A 16,764-nucleotide genomic window follows, 5' to 3' on the forward strand; every position below is an offset into this window, starting at 1 on the left:
CGCCGCCTCGGTGCGGTGCGCGCCCGTGGTTCGCCGCGCGGGTCGAGCGACGGTCACCGCGACCCGGACGAGAGCGCGACGATGAGTGTGCCCGCGGTGGTGATCGCGGCGCCCGCGTCGGGGAGCGGGAAGACGACGCTTGCGACCGGGCTGATCGGGGCGCTGCGCCGGGTCGGGCATCAGGTCGCGCCGTTCAAAGTGGGGCCCGACTACATCGACCCCGGATATCACGGGCTCGCCGCCGGCAGGCCGGGCCGCAACCTCGACCCCGTGCTGGTGGGGGAGAACCGGGTGGTTCCGCTGTACCGGCACGGGGCCGCCGGCTGCGATATCGCCGTCGTCGAAGGCGTGATGGGCCTGTTCGACGGGCGGATCGACGAGAACAGGGCCGATGCCGTCGCCGAAGGGTCCACCGCGCAGGTCGCGAGCCTGCTCGGTGCGCCCGTGATCCTGGTGGTCGACGCGCGCGGTCACTCGCAGAGCCTGGCCGCGCTGCTGCACGGGTTCGCCACCTACGACTCCGGCGTCCGGCTCGGCGGGGTGATCCTGAATCGGGTCGGCAGCGAACGGCACGAACAGGTCCTGCGTGCCGCTTGCGACCGGGTCGGCCTGCCGGTGCTCGGCGCCCTGCCACGCCTGGCCGAACTGGAGGTCCCCTCCCGGCATCTCGGCCTCATTCCCGCCGTCGAACACGGCAGTGCCGCCACCACCGCCGTCGCTGCCATGACCGATCTCGTCGCCGCCCACATCGACCTGCGCGCGGTCGTCGCGCTCGCCACCGAATCGACCGCGGGGCCTGCTTGGGACCCGGTCGCCGAACTCGCGGCCGCCGGATCCGACCGGATGTCATCGACGTCGCGCACGCCCGACATCGGCGGCCGAGCGCGAGTCGGCGCCGGATCCAGCGGGCCGTCAACGGCTTTGCCCGCGCGCGGCGACGGTGATCGAATGCCGACCAGTGGCGGTACCGGAGTCGACCCGGCCGAATTCCACGACCGTGTGGGGCCGATCATCGCTATGGCGGGTGGTCCCGCCTTCACCTTCGGGTACGCCGAGCATCGTGAACTGCTCACCGCGGCAGGGGCACGGGTGGTGGTGTTCGATCCCTTGACCGACGAATTACCCTCGGGGACAGCGGGTGTGGTGCTTCCCGGCGGATTCCCGGAGGAACACGCGGCGCAACTGTCGGCCAATGTGGCCCTACGCTCGGCCATCGCCGAAGGCGCGCGGCGCGGCCTGCCGATCCACGCCGAATGCGCGGGCCTGCTGTACCTGACCCGCACCCTCGACGGCCACCCGATGGCGGGCGTCATCGACGCGGACGCCGAGTTCGGCCCCCGCCTCACCCTCGGCTACCGCGATGCCGTCGCCCTGCACGATTCGTCCCTCTGGCGGGCGGGCACCCGCGTCCGCGGCCACGAATTCCACCGCACCCGCCTCGTCCGCACCGCCGACGCACCCGCGGCCTGGGGGTGGCGGATCACCGAATCCACCACCGAGGGCGCGGTACTCGGGCAGGTCCACGCCTCGTACCTGCACACCCACCCGGCGGGTAACCCCGAGGCGATCGCTCGATTCGTCACCGCCGCGGCGGGATTCCAGCAGGCATGACCGCGCGTCGCGCACCAGGCGGTTCGCCACCCAGCCGCTGCCGGATCAGTCGGCGAGGAGAGTGCGCCGGGCAGCGGCTCGAGCCAGCGGCGACCGGCCTATGGTGGGTGCCGGTTCGGGCGGCTGCGGCCGACCGGCGAGGCAGGCGGTCGACGCCGGACATTCGAATCGGCCGACGGGCCCGGACCTTCGGGATCGCCTCGATCGCCGCAGCCGTCGGCCTTCGGGTGGGCGGCAGAGCTTCGCAGGCCGCACGCGGATCACAGCGGTGATGGGCATGCCTGATCCGACGGTCGAAGGCACCTGCCCGGATACCGGTCCGATGCCGGAGCGGGTGGTGATCGGGATCGGTGTGCGGCCGGATGTCCCGGCGTGCCGGATCGTGGCTGCGGTTCGGGCGTCGGCAGGGGACAGGGTCGTCGTGTGTCTGGCAACGCTGGACCGGCGCGCCACCGATCCGGGTATCCGTGCCGCGGCGACGGAACTCGGCGTCCCGGTGCGCGGATATCCGGCTGTGGAACTCGCCCGGGTCGAGGTCGACTACTCCTCGGATCGCACCGCCGCGGCGGTGGGTACGCCGAGCGTCGCCGAGGCGGCCGCGCGCCGGGCCGGTGCCGACGAGTGGGGAGCGGGTGACATCCGCTGTGCGCGAACAGTAATCGACGGGGTCGTGGTTGCCCTCGTGCGGCGGCGCTGGGCGGGTCAGGGAGCCTGAGGTGGCGGCCCAGGAAATAAATCACTGGGCAGGATCGGCGGCGCATCGTAATGTCTTCTCCAGCAGTCGCAGTGCGGACCGGATCTGATCGGTTATCACTCCAGATGAGGATGTCGCGGGTTCGAATCCCGCCCGCCGCCGTGTGCGGTGGCGGTAGCTCAGTTCGGTAGAGCGCCTATCGGTCGGGACACACACGCCCGCACCGCGACTGCCACGCAGACGAGCAGGACGGACCGGACTCGGTCGGTTATCTGGCATACGGGTTCGACTCCCGAGCGGAGAGAAATCTCCGTTCTCCCGGCCGTCACCACACGTCCGTCCGCTCGTCGCACACACATGTCCCGATGGGTCTCGGGACCGGATCAGCTACGCCGATACGAGTATCGGAGGGGGAAACCATGAACATTCTGTCGCGCTTCGCGCACCGTGTTACGCCGCAGACCAGGTCCGCCGATTCCCGGCAGGTCGAGAACAACGCCGGTGGCTTCGTCTTCGAGATCACCCCGCAGGCCCGGATCCGGCGCTTCCTCACCCTCGGCACCGAGGGCGGCACCCACTACGTGCGCGCGGATGCACTCACCGCCGAGAACGCCGAATTCGTCGTCGCCTACGCCGTCGCGCACACCGCCGAACTGGTGCGTGAGGTCGTCGAGATCTCCACCACGGGGCGGGCGCCGCGGGCGAACCCGGCGCTGTTCGCGCTGGCCGCGGCCGCCTCGGTCGGCGATGTCGACGGCCGCCGCGCCGCGCTGGCCGCGCTGCCGCTGGTCGCGCGCACGGGTACCCACCTCTTCCTGTTCGCCGGCTACGCCGAACAGTTCCGTGGCTGGGGTCGCGGCCTGTCGCGCGCGGTCGCCCGCTGGTACCTGGACAAGCCGGTCGCCGACCTGGCCTACCAGGTGGTGAAGTACCGGCAGCGGGAAGGCTGGTCACACCGCGACCTGCTGCGCCTGTCGCACCCGGCGAGCGCGGAGGACGAGCGGCGCAGGCTGTTCGACTGGATCTGCGGCCGGAGCCCCGACCTCGACGGTCTCGCCCTGGTCGAGGGCTTTCAGCGGGCGGCGACCGCGCCTGCCGATCAGGTGCCGGGGCTGGTGCGCGAGTACCGGCTCAGCTGGGACATGCTGCCCGACGCGGCGCTGAACGCGGCGCCGGTATGGGAAGCGCTGCTGGACAACGGCATTCCGCAGACCGCGCTGCTGCGTCAGCTGCCACGGCTGACCAGGCTCGGCCTGCTCGATCCGCTGGGTCCGCGCACCGCCGACATCTGCGCACAGCTCACCGATCCGGCGAGGCTGCGCAAGGCTCGGGTGCACCCGGTGGCGGTACTCATCGCACTGCGCACCTACGCGTCCGGGCAGTCGGCCAGGGGAGCCGGAACGTGGACGCCGTCGGCGCCGGTCGTCGACGCGCTCGACGCCGCGTTCTACGCCGCGTTCGAGACCGTCCAGCCGACCGGTCTGCGCCACCTGCTCGCGCTCGACGTGTCCGGCTCGATGACCAGCCCCATCGCGGGCCTGCCGATCTCGGCACGGGCGGCCTCGGCCGCGCTGGCGCTGGTCTGTGCGCGCACCGAGCCGCGGCACCAGATCGTCGGTTTCACCGATACGCACCGGTGGCGAGGCTCATCGGGGTTGTCGGAATTGTCGATCTCCCCGCGGCAGCGGCTCGACGACGCGGTACGGGCGGTGTCGAACCTGCCGTTCGGCGGAACCGACTGTGCGCTGCCGATCCTGCACGCGCTCGACAAGGGGATCGAGGTCGACGTCTTCTCCGTATACACCGACAACGAGACCTGGGCCGGAAAGGTGCACCCGCACCAGGCGCTGGCCCGGTACCGGCGCGAGGTGAACCCGCGCGCCAAGCTGGTGGTCGTCGGGATGACCGCGACTCGGTTCAGCATCGCCGACCCCACCGACGCGGGCATGCTCGACGTGGTGGGCTTCGACGCCGGGGTTCCCTCGCTGCTGGCCGACTTCGCGACGGCGGCCTAGCCGCGCAGGCGAGCGGGCCGTCACCACGGTCCGCTCGCCCCGGGGCATCGGCCGCCGCGACCTTGTTGTCGCGGCGGCCGGTCGCGGGGTCAGGGCGCGACCGCGGACCAGTCGGCGAAACCGGTGGGGTCGTGACGGCCCATCGAGGCGTGTTCGAACAGGCCCCAGCCCTCGGCGTCGCCGCAGCGGGCGTAGCCGATGTGGTCGATCACCCCGTAGGGGGTGCGCGCGACGATCGCGGGGTCGGTGAGGTCGTAGGAGCTCGACAGCGACCAGTCCCGGCCCATCCAGCGGCCGTGGGTCCAGTCCGGGTCGGGGCCGTAACCGCAGCCGACGTGCAGGGCGATGCCGGGGCGCGATTCCACCGTCACCTCCAGCGGCTCGCCGTCGGGGGTGGTCATGTCGAGACGTACCGAGACCGGATGCCGGGTGCCCGATTCGTACACGAAATGCATTCGTGGCCAGCCCAACTGCTCCTTGCGGCCGTCGTGCCAGATCCGCACCGCGTTGTTGAGGGTGCGGGTGCCGTCGGGGTCCTCCTGCACGATCACCACGATCGCGAACTCCTCGAATCGCAGCGGCGCGTACAGCCACCAGAAGCCGCCTGCCCCCTCGGCTGCCGCGCGTCCGGGCGGCTCGGGTTCGCCGGAGGGCCGGATCCCCCACGACCGGTCCCGGCTGCCGGTCCACGACCCCGGATCCACGGTGTAGTCGATGCCGTCGACGGCGAGGGTGCCCGCCCACGAACCCAGCTGCGCGAACCGGGAGGCCTCGATGATCGGCCTGGTCCCCGACAGGATCAGGTGCGGCTGCTCCTGCACCGCCGGATGCGCGCCGGTCCAGGTGAGGTCGAACCCGAGATCGGGGTGTTCACACACCACCCGCAGCCGCCGCAGCGGCTCGATCACCTCGATCCGGTAGCCGCCGACCGCCGTGGTGAGATCCCGTGCGCCGAGCGCGTCGGAGAACCGCACGGCCCGCTGCGTGCTGCCGTGACGCACGGTGGCGAAGGCGTCGACGACGCCGAGGTTCGGGTACACCCCGAACCCGGTGATCAGCATGGTGTCACCGGCCGGGTCGAAGGCGTTGAAGTAGTAGCGGTCGTAGAAGTTTCGGTCGCTGGTGGCCACCCTGGCCAGGGACAGCGGGGTCTGATGGACCGGGTACTCGTCCAGCGGGACGGGCATGATCGCGTTCATGGGGTCTGCTCCTCAGTCCCACTCGTAGGTGCCGTCGAGCAAGGCCTCGAGGCTGCGGCGATGCATCACGTAGTCGTCGGGATCGTCGGGCACGGTGTCCTCCCCGAAATGGATCATCCGGCATTTGATCCTGGCCATCACGATCGCGTGCCGCAGCGCCGCGTACACGATGTGGAAGTCCAGGTCGCGGACCGGGTGTCCGGTGAGCTCTTCGTATTTCGCGACCACGGCGTCGCGGCGCAGGAAATCGGGCAGTCCCGGCTGGTCGAAGCGGGTGGCGATGTCCTGGAAGAAGCGGTGGATGAAGATGATCCAGCCCAGGTCGAGTTCGCGCGGGCCGAGGGTGGCCATCTCCCAGTCGAGCACCGCAGCCGGGGTGAACCCGTCGAACAGGATGTTGCCGGGTCGCGCGTCACCCCAGTTCAGCACCTCGGGGCCGGCGGCGGCGGGCCAGTGCGCTTCGAGCCAGTCGAAGCTGCGCTCGATCAGCGGTACCCGCACGCCGTGGTCGGTCAGCGCCCACGCGTACCAGTGCCGCTGGGCCTGGAAGTGTCTGCGCAGCGCCGAACCGTCGCCGTCGAGCGAGGGAAACCGCCGGGCCGGGTCGTCGATGGCGTGCACCTGGGCGATCACCTCGACGGTCGCGTCGGCGATCCGGGCACGCTCGGCGGGGGTGGCGTCGAACAGCCAGCCGAAGAACACGTACGGCGGGTTGTCCGCGGGCGCGCGGCCCTCGACCCGCTCCATCACGAGAAATGGCGAGCCGAGCACGGATTCGTCGGTCTCGAGCCAGCGCAACGGCGGGACCGCGACCGTAGAGGCCGCGGCGACGCCGGACATCACCTCGTATTGCATCGGCAGGTCGTAGGACTCGAACACCGGGAAGGAGCTGTCCTCCGGCGCCATCCGCAGCACGAATGCGCCGCCGCCGTCCGCCCACCTGGCGTCGAACAGGACGGTGGTGCTCGACATCCCGCCCGTCGACGGCTTGCTGAGCTCGCCGACGGTCACCTCGGCACCGACCTTCCCGGTCAGCCACCGGGACAACTGCTCGGACAGCTCGTCCAGATCGCGGTCGCTGACGGTGAGCGACACCTGCGCGGCCGGGTCCTGATCTTCCGACATCTGTGCGGTACCCCAATCGACAAAATGTAACGTGTGTCACTTCTGGGTACCGGACGGCCGACCGGAACGTAAGGGTGGCATCGGTGAGCGAGATTCGGGGTTGACATCGCCGAAGATCAGGGTTTTCCCGGACGCGGTGCAGCCGGGAAACCGATTAGCTTGGCTAGCAATCGAACTCGACGAGGAGGCGTGGGTGGCCACAGCGACCGTAGAACGGACCGACGACGATCGTGCGGACCCCGCACCACCGGCACCCTGGCACCCGCTCACCCGGCTCGCGTTCCGGTTCACCGTTGCCTACCTCGGGCTGTTCTGCCTGTGGATGGCGCAGATCACCTTCGTGTTCACGGGAGTACTCGCCCCGCTGCTGCCGCCGGAGGCGGTCGCCTGGCAGATCGGCGCGCTCGGACCGGTGAGCGGCTGGGTCGGCACGCACATCCTCGGGGTGGACGCAGAACTGCGGATGAACGGCAGTGGCGACCAGGCCGCGATCTGGATCCAGTGCGGGCTGGTGCTGACACTGGCGATCGCCGTGACAGTGATCTGGTCGGTGCTCGACCGGCGCCGTCGCGCCTACCCGCGCGCCGCGAGCTGGTTCCTCACCGCGCTGCGGCTGTGTGTGGGCGGCCAGCTGCTGTTCTACGGCTTCGTCAAGCTGATCCCCACCCAGATGCCGGAACCCGCGCTCACCACCCTGCTCACCCAGGTCGGTGATCTGAGCCCGATGGCGATGCTGTGGAACCAGGTCGGCTCCGCGCCCGCCTACGAGATGGCACTCGGCCTGGCCGAGGTGCTCGCCGGGCTGCTGCTGTTCTGGCCGCGTACAGCGACCCTCGGCGCCATGCTCGGGGTGATCAGCATGGCCCAGGTGTTCCTGCTCAACCTCACCTTCGGGGTGCCGGTGAAGATGCTGTCCGGTCATCTCCTGCTGATGAGTCTGGTGCTGCTCGTCCCGCAAGCGCGCCGGCTGCTGAACTTCCTCGTCCTGGAACGAACGGCGGAACCGGCCAGGCAGCCTGCGCTGTTCGCCTCGGCGCGCGCGAATCGGCGGGCGGCGATGGTGCAGGTCGGGCTCGGCCTGTGGATCGCCGCCGGATGTGTCCTCATCGCCGTGCAGAACTGGCGTGACTACGGCGGCGGTGTCGCGAAGCCCGAGCTGTACGGGATCTGGGAGGTCACCGAGTACACCGTGGACGGTGACCCACTGCCGCCGTTGCGCACCGACGAGGTGCGCTGGCAACGTTTGATCATCGACACCGGGTCTGCCGCGTACCAGCGGATGGACGACACGCTCGTCCCGGTCGCCGCCGACACCGATCCGGCCGCGCCCACCCTGTCGCTCACCGTGCCCGGCGGCGAACCCGAGGCGGCGCCGGCACCCTACGCCGTACTCGTGGTCGAACGTCCGGCGCCGGACCGGCTGGTCCTGCGCGGCGAGGTCGACGGCACGGCCACCACGGTCACCATGACCCGAACCGATCTGGACGGTTTCGCGTTGCGCGGCACCGGGTTCCGGTGGGTGCAGAACACCCCGTACCTCGGCTGAGCCGGGCGGGCGCACCCGGCCGATGGCTGCACCCGGTCGGGTGCGCCCACGTCCGCCCGCCGGTTCGGATCCCGCCGACGAGCGCGACGGTCGCGCCACCACGCGGTGACGGCGGCCCTGTGCGGCGCGGGACGGACCACGAACTAGGCTGATCCACTGTGCCGAACACGTCTGACACCGCAGCGAACCAGCCCGCAGGGGACCCGAACTACCTGGTCGGGCTCGATCTGCGCGGACGGAAAGTGGTTGTGGTCGGCGGCGGCACCGTCGCCCAGCGCAGGTTGGGGCTGCTGGTGGCCTCCGGTGCCGAGGTCCACGTGATCAGCCGTGCGGTCACCCCCGCCGTGGAAGGCATGGCCACCGCCGGGCAGCTGAGCGTCGAGCTGCGTGCCTACGCCGAGGGTGACCTCGACGGTGCCTGGTATGCCATGGCCTGCACCGACGAACCGGAGACCAACGCGGCGGTGGTCGCCGAGGCCACGGCGCGGCGGATCTTCTGCGTGCGCGCCGACATCGCCCGCGACGGCACCGCCGTCACCCCCGCGACCGCCCGCTACGACGGGCTCACCCTCGGCGTGCTTGCGGGCGGCGCGCACCGGCGCTCGGCCGCGGTGCGCAACGGGCTGCTCGAGGCGCTGCAGTCCGGCGTGGTGACCGACGACTCGGAGCCGGTGACCCCCGGCGTCGCCCTGGTCGGCGGGGGACCGGGTGATCCTGACCTGATCACCGTGCGCGGCCGCAGGCTGCTCGCCCGCGCCGACCTGGTGGTGGCCGACCGGCTGGCCCCACCGGAACTGCTCGCCGAACTCGGCCCGCACGTGGAGGTCATCGACGCTGCCAAGATCCCGTACGGGCGGTCGATGGCACAGGAGGCGATCAACCTCGCACTCGTCGAGGGCGCCAAGGCGGGCAAGTTCGTGGTCCGGCTCAAGGGCGGCGACCCGTATGTGTTCGGGCGCGGCTACGAGGAACTGGAGGCGTGCGCGGCGGCGGGTATCCCGGTGACGGTGGTGCCCGGCGTCACCAGCCCGATCTCGGTGCCGGGCGCGGCGGGGATCCCGGTGACCCACCGCGGGGTCACCCACGAGTTCGTTGTCGTGAGCGGGCACGTCGCGCCCGACCATCCGGATTCGCTCGTCGACTGGTCGGCGCTGGCGAAACTGCGCGGCACCCTCGTGCTGATGATGGCGGTGGAGCGGATCGACAAGTTCGCCGCCGCGCTGCTGGCGGGCGGTCGCCCCGTCGACACCCCGGCGGCCGTGGTCCAGGAGGGCACCCTGCGTACCCAGCGGGTCGTGCGGGCCGACCTCGGTACCATCGCGGCGAAGGTCAGGTCCGAGGGCATCCGGCCGCCGGCGATCATCGTCATCGGCCCGACGGCGGGCTTCGGGACGGCCTAGCTTCGCGGGCCGCGCGCCGGTGCGTTGCCGCCATGCCAATTACACTGCCTCGTTGTGCTCGATAAACCCGCTGCGACGATGCAGTACCCGGTGACGAAACGGGCCTTCGGCCTCGCCATCCTCGTGCTCAGCGGCCTGCAGCTCATGGTCGTGCTCGACGGCACCGTCGTGATCTTCGCGCTGCCGCGGCTGCAGGAGGAGATGGGGCTGTCCAGTTCGGGCAGTGCCTGGACGGTGACCTCCTACGGTCTGACCTTCGCCGGGCTGATGCTGCTCGGCGGCAGGCTCGGTGACGCGTTCGGCCGCAAACGCATGCTCATCTACGGTGTCGGCCTGTTCACCGCGGCCTCGCTGGCCTGCGGCCTCGCCACCGGTGAGGCGATGCTGCTGATCGCGCGTGCCTTCCAGGGCGCCGGTGCGGCGATCGCGGCACCGACTGCCTTCGCACTGGTGGCCACCACCTTCGCGCCGGGACCGGCGCGCAATCAGGCGATCGCGATCGTCGGCTCGATGGTGGGCATCGGCTCGGTCGGTGGACTGGTGGTCGGCGGCGCGCTCACCGAGTTCTCCTGGCGGTGGATCTTCCTGATCAATGTGCCGATCGGCGCGCTGATCGTGCTCGGGGCCGTCTACAAGCTGACCGACACCGTCCACCAGCGCACCCCGCTCGACATCAAGGGCGCCGTGCTGGGCACCGTGGCTTGCGCGACCATCGTGTTCGGCGCGACCGAGGGCCCGGCCATGGGCTGGACCAGCCCGGTGATCCTCGGCTCGCTGATCGGCGGTCTCGTGCTGCTGGTGGTCTTCGTGCTGGCCGAGCGCCGCGAAAGCGATCCGCTGCTGCCGTGGTCGCTGTTCGATCGCCGCGACCGGGTGGCCACCTTCGCGCTGATCTTCCTGGCGGGCGCGGTGCTCGGCGCGATGACCTTCTTCGTCGCCCAGTTGCTGCAGAACGTCCTCGGCTACAGCCCGCTGCAGGCCGGTGTGGCCTCGATCCCGTTCACCATCGGCATCGGGGTCGGAGGCGCGGTGGCCTCCAAGGCCGCCCTGGTGATCGCGCCGCGCTGGCTGCTGTCGGGGGCGGCCATGGTGCTGGCGGCCGGGCTGCTGTTCGGGTCGACGCTGGACCGGCACGTGCAGTACCTGCCGACCCTGCTCGCGCTGCTGCTGGTGATCGGTGTCGGTGTCGGCGTGGCGATGGTGCTCGCCCCGCTGTGTGTGCTGGTCGGGGTGCCGCCGTCGAACATCGGACCGCTGTCGGCGGTCGGCCAGATGTTCATGAACCTGGCGACTCCGATCGCGATCGGTCTGCTCAGCCCGATCGCGGCGTCGCGCACCCTCTCCCTCGGCGGCCGCGACGGGGTGGCCGCCCGGATGACCGACGCCGAGATCGAGGCGCTCAACAGCGGATACACGCTGGTACTGCTGGTGTGTTCGGGTCTGGCGGTGCTGGCCGCCCTGGTTGCGCTGACCCTGCGCTACACCCCGCAGCAGCTGGTGCAAGCCCAGCACGCGCAGGAAGAAGCGCAGCAGGCCTGAACGGTCAGCCGGGGCCGTGGTCGCCCGTGGTGCCGGAGTCGAGCAACAGCAACCGCGCGGCCTCGGTCCGCGACGACGCCCCCAGCTTGCGGTAGACCCGGAACAGGTGATTGGCCACGGTCTTCGGGCTCACCCGCAGGTGCGTGGCGATCTGCTGATTGGACAGACCGCGGGCGACCTCGCCGAGTACCCGCAGTTCGGCGGCGGTCAGCTTCGTCGAGATCGACCGGGCATCGGTGGGCCCGCCGTCGAGCGCGACGAGCCGCGCCGCCCATGCGGCGGCGTGCAACCGGTCGAAGGCTTGCCCGGCGTGGCGGGCCGCGACGGACCGATCCGGCGGTCGCAGGGCGGCGCGCTGCAGCTGGGCGCGGGCCAGATCGAACAGATCCGCGTCGGGATCGTAGATCGCGACCGCTTCGTCGAGCAGGGCCAGCGCGGCGGCCGGATCGTCGTCGGCGCGAAAGATCGCTTCGGCGCGCCGGGCCGACGCCCTTGTCCACCTGCTGGCTCCCGGTGCGGCGGCCACGGTGCGCAGATAGTCGAGCACCGACCGCACCGCAGGCCGGTCGCCCACCGCGACACCGGCTTCGATCAGGTCGGGATGCCAGCGTGCCAGTTGCGGTGACAGCGCACCGCCGGTCTGCTCGAACGTCCAGCATTCGGTCAGCAGCTCGACGGCGTCGGCGTTGCGGCCCGCGGTGAGTGCGGCGTGCCCGGCGTTGGCCAGCAGGAAATAGCGGGCGCCCCAGGTGGATTGGCTGGTACAGATGCCGAACCCGAGCTCGAGATCGGCGGCCGCGGCCGCGTCGTCGCCGCGGATGGCGGCGGCCCTGGCGCGCAGGGCCAGCCAGAACGGGGCGAACGCGCGCTGACCGGTGGCGAGGCTGAGCGCGATCGCCTCGTCCAGACACGGTGTCGCCCGATCGAAACGGCAGCAGCGGATGTAGGTTTCGCCGAGCGCGCCGTAGATCATGGCCAGCGAGGCCCGCGCACCGTCGCCCTTGGCCCGCCCGCTGAGCTCGGTCAGTACCGACACCGCGGTGTCGTAGCGTTCGGCGATCGACAGCGCCCGGCCCAGATGCAGCCCCGCGGTGGGGTCGTGGGCGACGACGACCGCCGGATCGAGGTCGTCGAGCAGCTCGGTGACCAGTGCGCCCGCCCTGGCCTCGTCGCGCGCGCTGATGGCGTGGGCGGCGATCACCCGCGCCGCCTGCCAGCCCGGTGACCGAGCCGCGCAGTGCGCCAGCGCGGCGTCGGCGTGCTCGATGATCTGGCCGACCAGGCCGAGCATCCCGAGCGGGATGGTCATTCTGGCGTGCACGTCACCCAGCTCGGCGGGGTCGGCGACCGGGAGGCATTCGAGGAGCCGCTGCCAGCCGGCCGCGGGATCACCGTCGAGCGATTCCAGCGTCGCCAGCACCATCGACGCGTGGGTGTGCAGCGGCGCGGCGGCCGGGTCGGCCAGCACTTCGGCGAGCCTGCTGCGCGCCGCCGCCGCCTCGCCCGCGGCGCCGAGCATCTCCGCGGCCGCTAGGCGCAGGCGCGCGCGTCGCGGGTCGTCGCCGGTCAGGTCGATCGCGCGGTCGAGCAGCCGGGCGGCGGTCTCGGTGCCGCCACGGCCACGCAGCAGCCGCGCGGCGGTGACCAGTTCGTCGGCCAGCGCCTCGTCGGGGCCGAGGGCGCCCGCGGCCCGATGCGCCAGCCGCACCTGGGCGGGAAGCTCGGCCACCGCAGCGAGCTCCAGGTTCAGTGCGCGTCGTTGCCGCGCCGACAGGGTGGACGTGGCGGCATGGCGCAGCAGCGGATGGGCGAACACCAGGCGGCCGCCTGCCAGCTCGGCCAGGCCGGCGTCCTCCAGCTCGGCCAGCACTCCCGCCGGGTCGGCGGGGCGCAGCGCGGTGAGCACCGCCCAGCGGGCGTCACCGGCGACCGCGGCCAGCGCGAGCAGATCGCGGGCCGCGCCGCTGCGCCGCGCGAGCTGACCGGTGAACACCCGGTGCAGGTCACCGGCGAGCGGAATGTCGTCCGGGAGCAGTCGCGCCCCGCGCAGCTGCTCGGCGCTCAGCGCGGCGGGCAGGTGGGTGAGCGCGAGCGGATTGCCCGCGGCCGTCTCGAGCAGCCGTCGCGCGATCGGGTCCGCGATCGGATCCCGGCTCGCCGCGTGCAGCAGCCGCAGCGAGCTGGCCTCGTCCAGACCGGTCAGCTGGTGGACGTCGAAACCCTCGGCGAAAGCCACGGTGGCAGGTACCGGCCGACCGGTGACGACGACGAGCACCGAACTCCAGCTCGCCCGCCGCAGCAGCAGGTTGAGGGCGGTCCGGCTGGCCGGGTCGGCGTCGTGGATGTCGTCGATGAGCACGGCGACCGGTTCGGTGATCTCGGCAAGCGCGGCATGCAGGAGTTCGGCGGCGCGCAGCGGATCGATCTCGGCCGCCACCGCCGCGGCGTGGCCACCGAGTGTGGCGGCGACGTCGGCCGCCGCCGACATCGGGCCGCCGAGGTCGCCGGCATGGCAGGTCACCAGCCGTGCGCGTGCCCCGATCCGGCCCGCGAGCCAGCCGAGCATGCTCGATTTGCCGATGCCGGCCTCGCCCAGCAGCACCACGACCCCACCGGCGCCCGCGCAGGTCCGCCGCCAGGCGCCCGACAGCGCGGCGGTGAGGTCGGCGCGCCCGACGATCCCAGCCATGGTGTTGGCAGGCTAGCGCACCGCTGACCCGTCGACGCCCTGAAGCGGGTCGATCACCGGTCGACGAGTTGCCAGCTGCTCTCCCCGTCAGGGCGCGCGGTCATCTCGACGGTCGCCGTGCCGCCGTTGTTGTCGAGCGCGGTGCAGGTGAAGGTGCTGCCCACCGCGACGACCTTCAGGCCCTGACCGCAGTCCACCGTCACCGGGAAACCCACCTGGGCGGAGACGTCGGTGGACAGACCGCTCGCGGTTTCGGGGAGGTCGAACAACAGGTCGAGAGTGGAGAACCGCACTCCGCCCTCGTCGTCGTCGACGACGACTTCGACCCGCACGGTGCTGCCGTCCACGTCGGCGGTGCACAGGAAGGTGTCGCCGGCCTTGGGATCGTCGGCCAGTCGCGGGCAGGTCACCGAATCGACCGTGCGGTCGATCCCGGCGTAGGCGGTGTCGAGCTCGGTGGCGATGTCGCGCTCCAGCGCCGCGTAGTCCGGGCCACCGATGGAGATCGAGGCGTTGCAGCCGAACAGGGCGAGGGCCATCGGGACGGTAGCGAGGCCGAGCAGGCGGGTCATCCGTGATGCGCGCGAAACAGACACAGTCGAAACCCTACGGAGCGCTCGCCGTCTCGCCTATGGGCAGAAATACCCATGTCCGGGACCACCGGACGTACGCGGCACGCGAAAGTGGTTGTCGGACCTGGCCGTTGCGCAGACACTGGGGACCATGCCGTTATCGTCACAGGACCTGCTGGATCGCTGGATCGCCCTCGCCGGACCAGGGGCCGCCCAGCTCGGGGCGGGGATCATCGCCCGCTACGCCGAACCGCATCGGCACTATCACACCGTCGAGCACCTGCGGGCGATGTTCACGGCCATCGACGAGCTGGCGGCGGAGGCGGCCGATATCGACGCGGTCCGCTATGCCGCCTTCTTCCACGACGCGATCTACGCCGTCGATCGGGCCGACAACGAGGAGCGCAGCGCCGACCTGGCCCGTGATGTGCTCGAATCCCTGGACGCGGCACCGGAACTCGTCGACGAGGTGGTGCGGCTGGTGCTGCTGACCCGCGGCCACGATACCGAGGCAGGCGATGCCAACGGCGCCGTGCTCTGCGATGCCGATCTGGTCGTGCTCGCCGGTGACCCGGCGACCTACGCCGCCTACGCGGCGGCCGTGCGCACGGAGTACGGCCATGTCCCCGACGACCTGTTCCGCGCGGGTCGCGCCGCGGTGTTACGCGCCCTGGCGAATCAACCGGTGCTGTACCGTACCCCGGCCGCCCGCTCCCGCTACGAGCAGCGGGCGCGCGCCAACCTGAGCGCGGAGCTGGCCGCCCTCACCGAGCCGGGGGCCGCTGACGTGGGGCAACCTTGACATGCAAGCAACAGCTTGCCTATTGTGGGTGCGGAACGACGGAGGTACCCCCGTGGCCGACATCTTCACCGCGCTCGCGGATTCGACCCGTCGCGCGGTGCTCGACGAACTCGCCGCGCGCGACGGGCAGACACTGTTCGAGCTCTGCGGCAAGCTCGCCACCAAGCATGGGATCAGTTCGTCACGGCAGGCGATCACCCAGCACCTGGGGATGCTCGAAGCCGTGGGATTGGTGACCACCCGTCGCGCAGGCCGATACAAGTTCCATCACGCCGACTTCACACCGCTGCGGGCGGTCTCGACGCGATGGCCGATACCTCAGGAGGAACCGTGATCCGCATCGGTGTGACCAGTGTGTTCGTCGACGACCAGGACAAGGCCGAGAGGTTCTACACCGACGTACTCGGATTCCAGGTCAAGGACCGCGTTTCGCTCGGCGAGTACGACTGGCTCACGCTGGTCTCGCCGGCCGACGTCGACGGTACCCAACTGCTGCTCGAACCCGACCAGAACCCGATCGCGCAGAACTACAAGACCGCCCTCACCGCCGACGGCATCCCGTGCATGATCTTCACCGTCGACGACCTCGACGCCGAATACCGCCGCCTGCTCGACCGCGGCGTCCTGTTCACCCAGCCGCCCCAGCCGATGGGCGCGGTCTCCACCGCCGTCCTCGACGACACCTGCGGCAATCTCATTCAGCTCATGGGCGCACCGGCCACGGCGTAGGGCCCTGGGCAGGGCCATCGTCGATCCGCGCGACGGCCGCGTCAGGTGATGACGAGAAGTTCGGTGGGCGAGGCGATCTCGACGCGCAGACCGGCCTTGGTAGCCACGCGGGCGACACCGCGGATATCGGTCGGCTCCGCGCGGGTGAGTACCAGCGCGCGGGCCAGCAGGCCCTTGTGATGCTTGTTGAAATGGCTCACCACGGTGCGGGAACCGTCGGGGTGCTCGGTGAGCACATTGGCGGTGATCGCGTCGGGCACCCGGCCGAGCTGCTGATAGGTGCCCGACCGCAGGTCGACCACGAGCTCGCCGCCCGCCTCGGCGTAGAGGGCATCGGGCAGGACCTCGCGCCACAGCGCCGACAGCGTCGGCAGCCCGGGCAGCTTGGTGCCGCCCGAGAGCCGGTAGGCCGGGATCGGATCACCCGCGCGCACCGCGCCGAACAGGGCCGAGCCGATGCCGAGGCGTGCGTGCGCCTTGGCCCGCTGCGCCTTCGTGAAGGACTGCGCGTCCAGCGCGTCGTAGAGCACGCCCGTGTAGCGCTCCAGCGCGGGTCGCGTCGCCGACGTGCGCAGGCTCGCGTTGCGGGCGACCTCGGCGTCGGCGCTCTTGCCGAGACCGAGCACCCGCGCCGAGCGGGCCGGGTCGGCGGCCAGCTGCACCACCTCGGTGATCAGCTTGTCGCGCACCGCGCCCAGCTGTGGCATCGCCAGGTCGGCGAGGTCGAGCGGCGCGCCCGATCCGCCGTCGGACTTGGTTTCGGAGGGAGGTAGCAGCACCAGCACGAGCGTCAACGGTAATCGCCGCCGCGCCGGTGCGGCGGTACCGCCCCACCGCGCCGTG

14 protein-coding genes are annotated in these 16,764 nt (G+C 71.3%); 9 read left to right on the top strand and 5 right to left on the bottom strand.

Translation table 11 applies throughout. The features are described 5' to 3' along the window. The first annotated feature begins 81 nt into the window (after positions 1-81). From ACFOW8_RS16895 to ACFOW8_RS16905, 3 genes are all read left to right on the top strand, one after another. Positions 82-1,611, top strand: a complete 1,530-nt coding sequence (locus ACFOW8_RS16895; protein ID WP_378551574.1) for a cobyrinate a,c-diamide synthase — start codon at positions 82-84, stop codon at positions 1,609-1,611. A 277-nt stretch (positions 1,612-1,888) separates the two neighbouring features. After that, on the top strand, positions 1,889-2,326 hold the full coding sequence (locus ACFOW8_RS16900) for a cobalamin biosynthesis protein (RefSeq protein WP_378551575.1): 438 nt from the start codon (positions 1,889-1,891) through the stop codon (positions 2,324-2,326). Between the two features lie 398 nt (positions 2,327-2,724). Next, complete coding sequence (locus ACFOW8_RS16905; RefSeq protein ID WP_378551576.1) at positions 2,725-4,320, top strand: TROVE domain-containing protein; 1,596 nt, start codon at positions 2,725-2,727, stop codon at positions 4,318-4,320. An 89-nt stretch (positions 4,321-4,409) separates the two neighbouring features. On the opposite strand, the gene ACFOW8_RS16910 is transcribed toward ACFOW8_RS16905, so the two are convergent. Then, positions 4,410-5,519: a hypothetical protein gene (locus tag ACFOW8_RS16910; RefSeq protein WP_378551577.1), complete on the bottom strand. Its 1,110-nt coding sequence runs from the start codon at positions 5,517-5,519 to the stop codon at positions 4,410-4,412. 12 nt (positions 5,520-5,531) lie between these two features. Next, a complete protein-coding gene (locus tag ACFOW8_RS16915) occupies positions 5,532-6,644 on the bottom strand; it encodes a phosphotransferase family protein (protein ID WP_378551578.1) in 1,113 nt (370 codons plus the stop codon). 193 nt (positions 6,645-6,837) lie between these two features. On the opposite strand from ACFOW8_RS16915, the gene ACFOW8_RS16920 reads away from it, so the two are divergent. The 3 genes from ACFOW8_RS16920 (at position 6,838) to ACFOW8_RS16930 (ending at position 11,129) form a co-directional block, all read left to right on the top strand. Continuing rightward, positions 6,838-8,190, top strand: coding sequence for a DoxX family protein (locus tag ACFOW8_RS16920; RefSeq protein ID WP_378551579.1), 1,353 nt, complete (start codon positions 6,838-6,840; stop codon positions 8,188-8,190). A 158-nt stretch (positions 8,191-8,348) separates the two neighbouring features. Next, positions 8,349-9,590, top strand: a complete 1,242-nt coding sequence (gene cobA / locus ACFOW8_RS16925; protein WP_378551580.1) for a uroporphyrinogen-III C-methyltransferase — start codon at positions 8,349-8,351, stop codon at positions 9,588-9,590. 78 nt (positions 9,591-9,668) lie between these two features. Continuing rightward, the gene (locus ACFOW8_RS16930) at positions 9,669-11,129 is read left to right on the top strand and encodes an MFS transporter (protein WP_378552050.1); all 1,461 of its coding nucleotides are present in this window, start codon (positions 9,669-9,671) and stop codon (positions 11,127-11,129) included. A 4-nt stretch (positions 11,130-11,133) separates the two neighbouring features. Here ACFOW8_RS16930 and ACFOW8_RS16935 read toward each other — a convergent pair whose 3' ends face one another. Beyond that, positions 11,134-13,818: a helix-turn-helix transcriptional regulator gene (locus tag ACFOW8_RS16935; RefSeq protein WP_378551581.1), complete on the bottom strand. Its 2,685-nt coding sequence runs from the start codon at positions 13,816-13,818 to the stop codon at positions 11,134-11,136. A 53-nt stretch (positions 13,819-13,871) separates the two neighbouring features. Continuing rightward, on the bottom strand, positions 13,872-14,414 hold the full coding sequence (locus ACFOW8_RS16940; protein WP_378551582.1) for a DUF4333 domain-containing protein: 543 nt from the start codon (positions 14,412-14,414) through the stop codon (positions 13,872-13,874). Positions 14,415-14,541: 127 nt separating this feature from the next. Between ACFOW8_RS16940 and ACFOW8_RS16945 the strand changes: the two genes are divergently transcribed. From ACFOW8_RS16945 to ACFOW8_RS16955, 3 genes are read left to right on the top strand one after another with little or no spacing between them, the layout of a single operon-like run. After that, on the top strand, positions 14,542-15,192 hold the full coding sequence (locus tag ACFOW8_RS16945; protein WP_378551583.1) for an HD domain-containing protein: 651 nt from the start codon (positions 14,542-14,544) through the stop codon (positions 15,190-15,192). Between the two features lie 52 nt (positions 15,193-15,244). Continuing rightward, on the top strand, positions 15,245-15,526 hold the full coding sequence (locus ACFOW8_RS16950) for an ArsR/SmtB family transcription factor (RefSeq protein WP_378551584.1): 282 nt from the start codon (positions 15,245-15,247) through the stop codon (positions 15,524-15,526). Continuing rightward, positions 15,526-15,921, top strand: coding sequence for a VOC family protein (locus tag ACFOW8_RS16955; protein ID WP_378552052.1), 396 nt, complete (start codon positions 15,526-15,528; stop codon positions 15,919-15,921). The genes ACFOW8_RS16950 and ACFOW8_RS16955 overlap by 1 nt, the downstream gene beginning before the upstream one ends. 41 nt (positions 15,922-15,962) lie before the next feature. On the opposite strand, the gene yaaA is transcribed toward ACFOW8_RS16955, so the two are convergent. Then, complete coding sequence (gene yaaA, locus ACFOW8_RS16960) at positions 15,963-16,706, bottom strand: peroxide stress protein YaaA (RefSeq protein ID WP_378552053.1); 744 nt, start codon at positions 16,704-16,706, stop codon at positions 15,963-15,965. Between the last annotated feature and the right edge of the window lie 58 nt (positions 16,707-16,764).

This window comes from Nocardia rhizosphaerae, assembly GCF_042650365.1.
Taxonomy (GTDB): domain Bacteria; phylum Actinomycetota; class Actinomycetes; order Mycobacteriales; family Mycobacteriaceae; genus Nocardia; species Nocardia rhizosphaerae.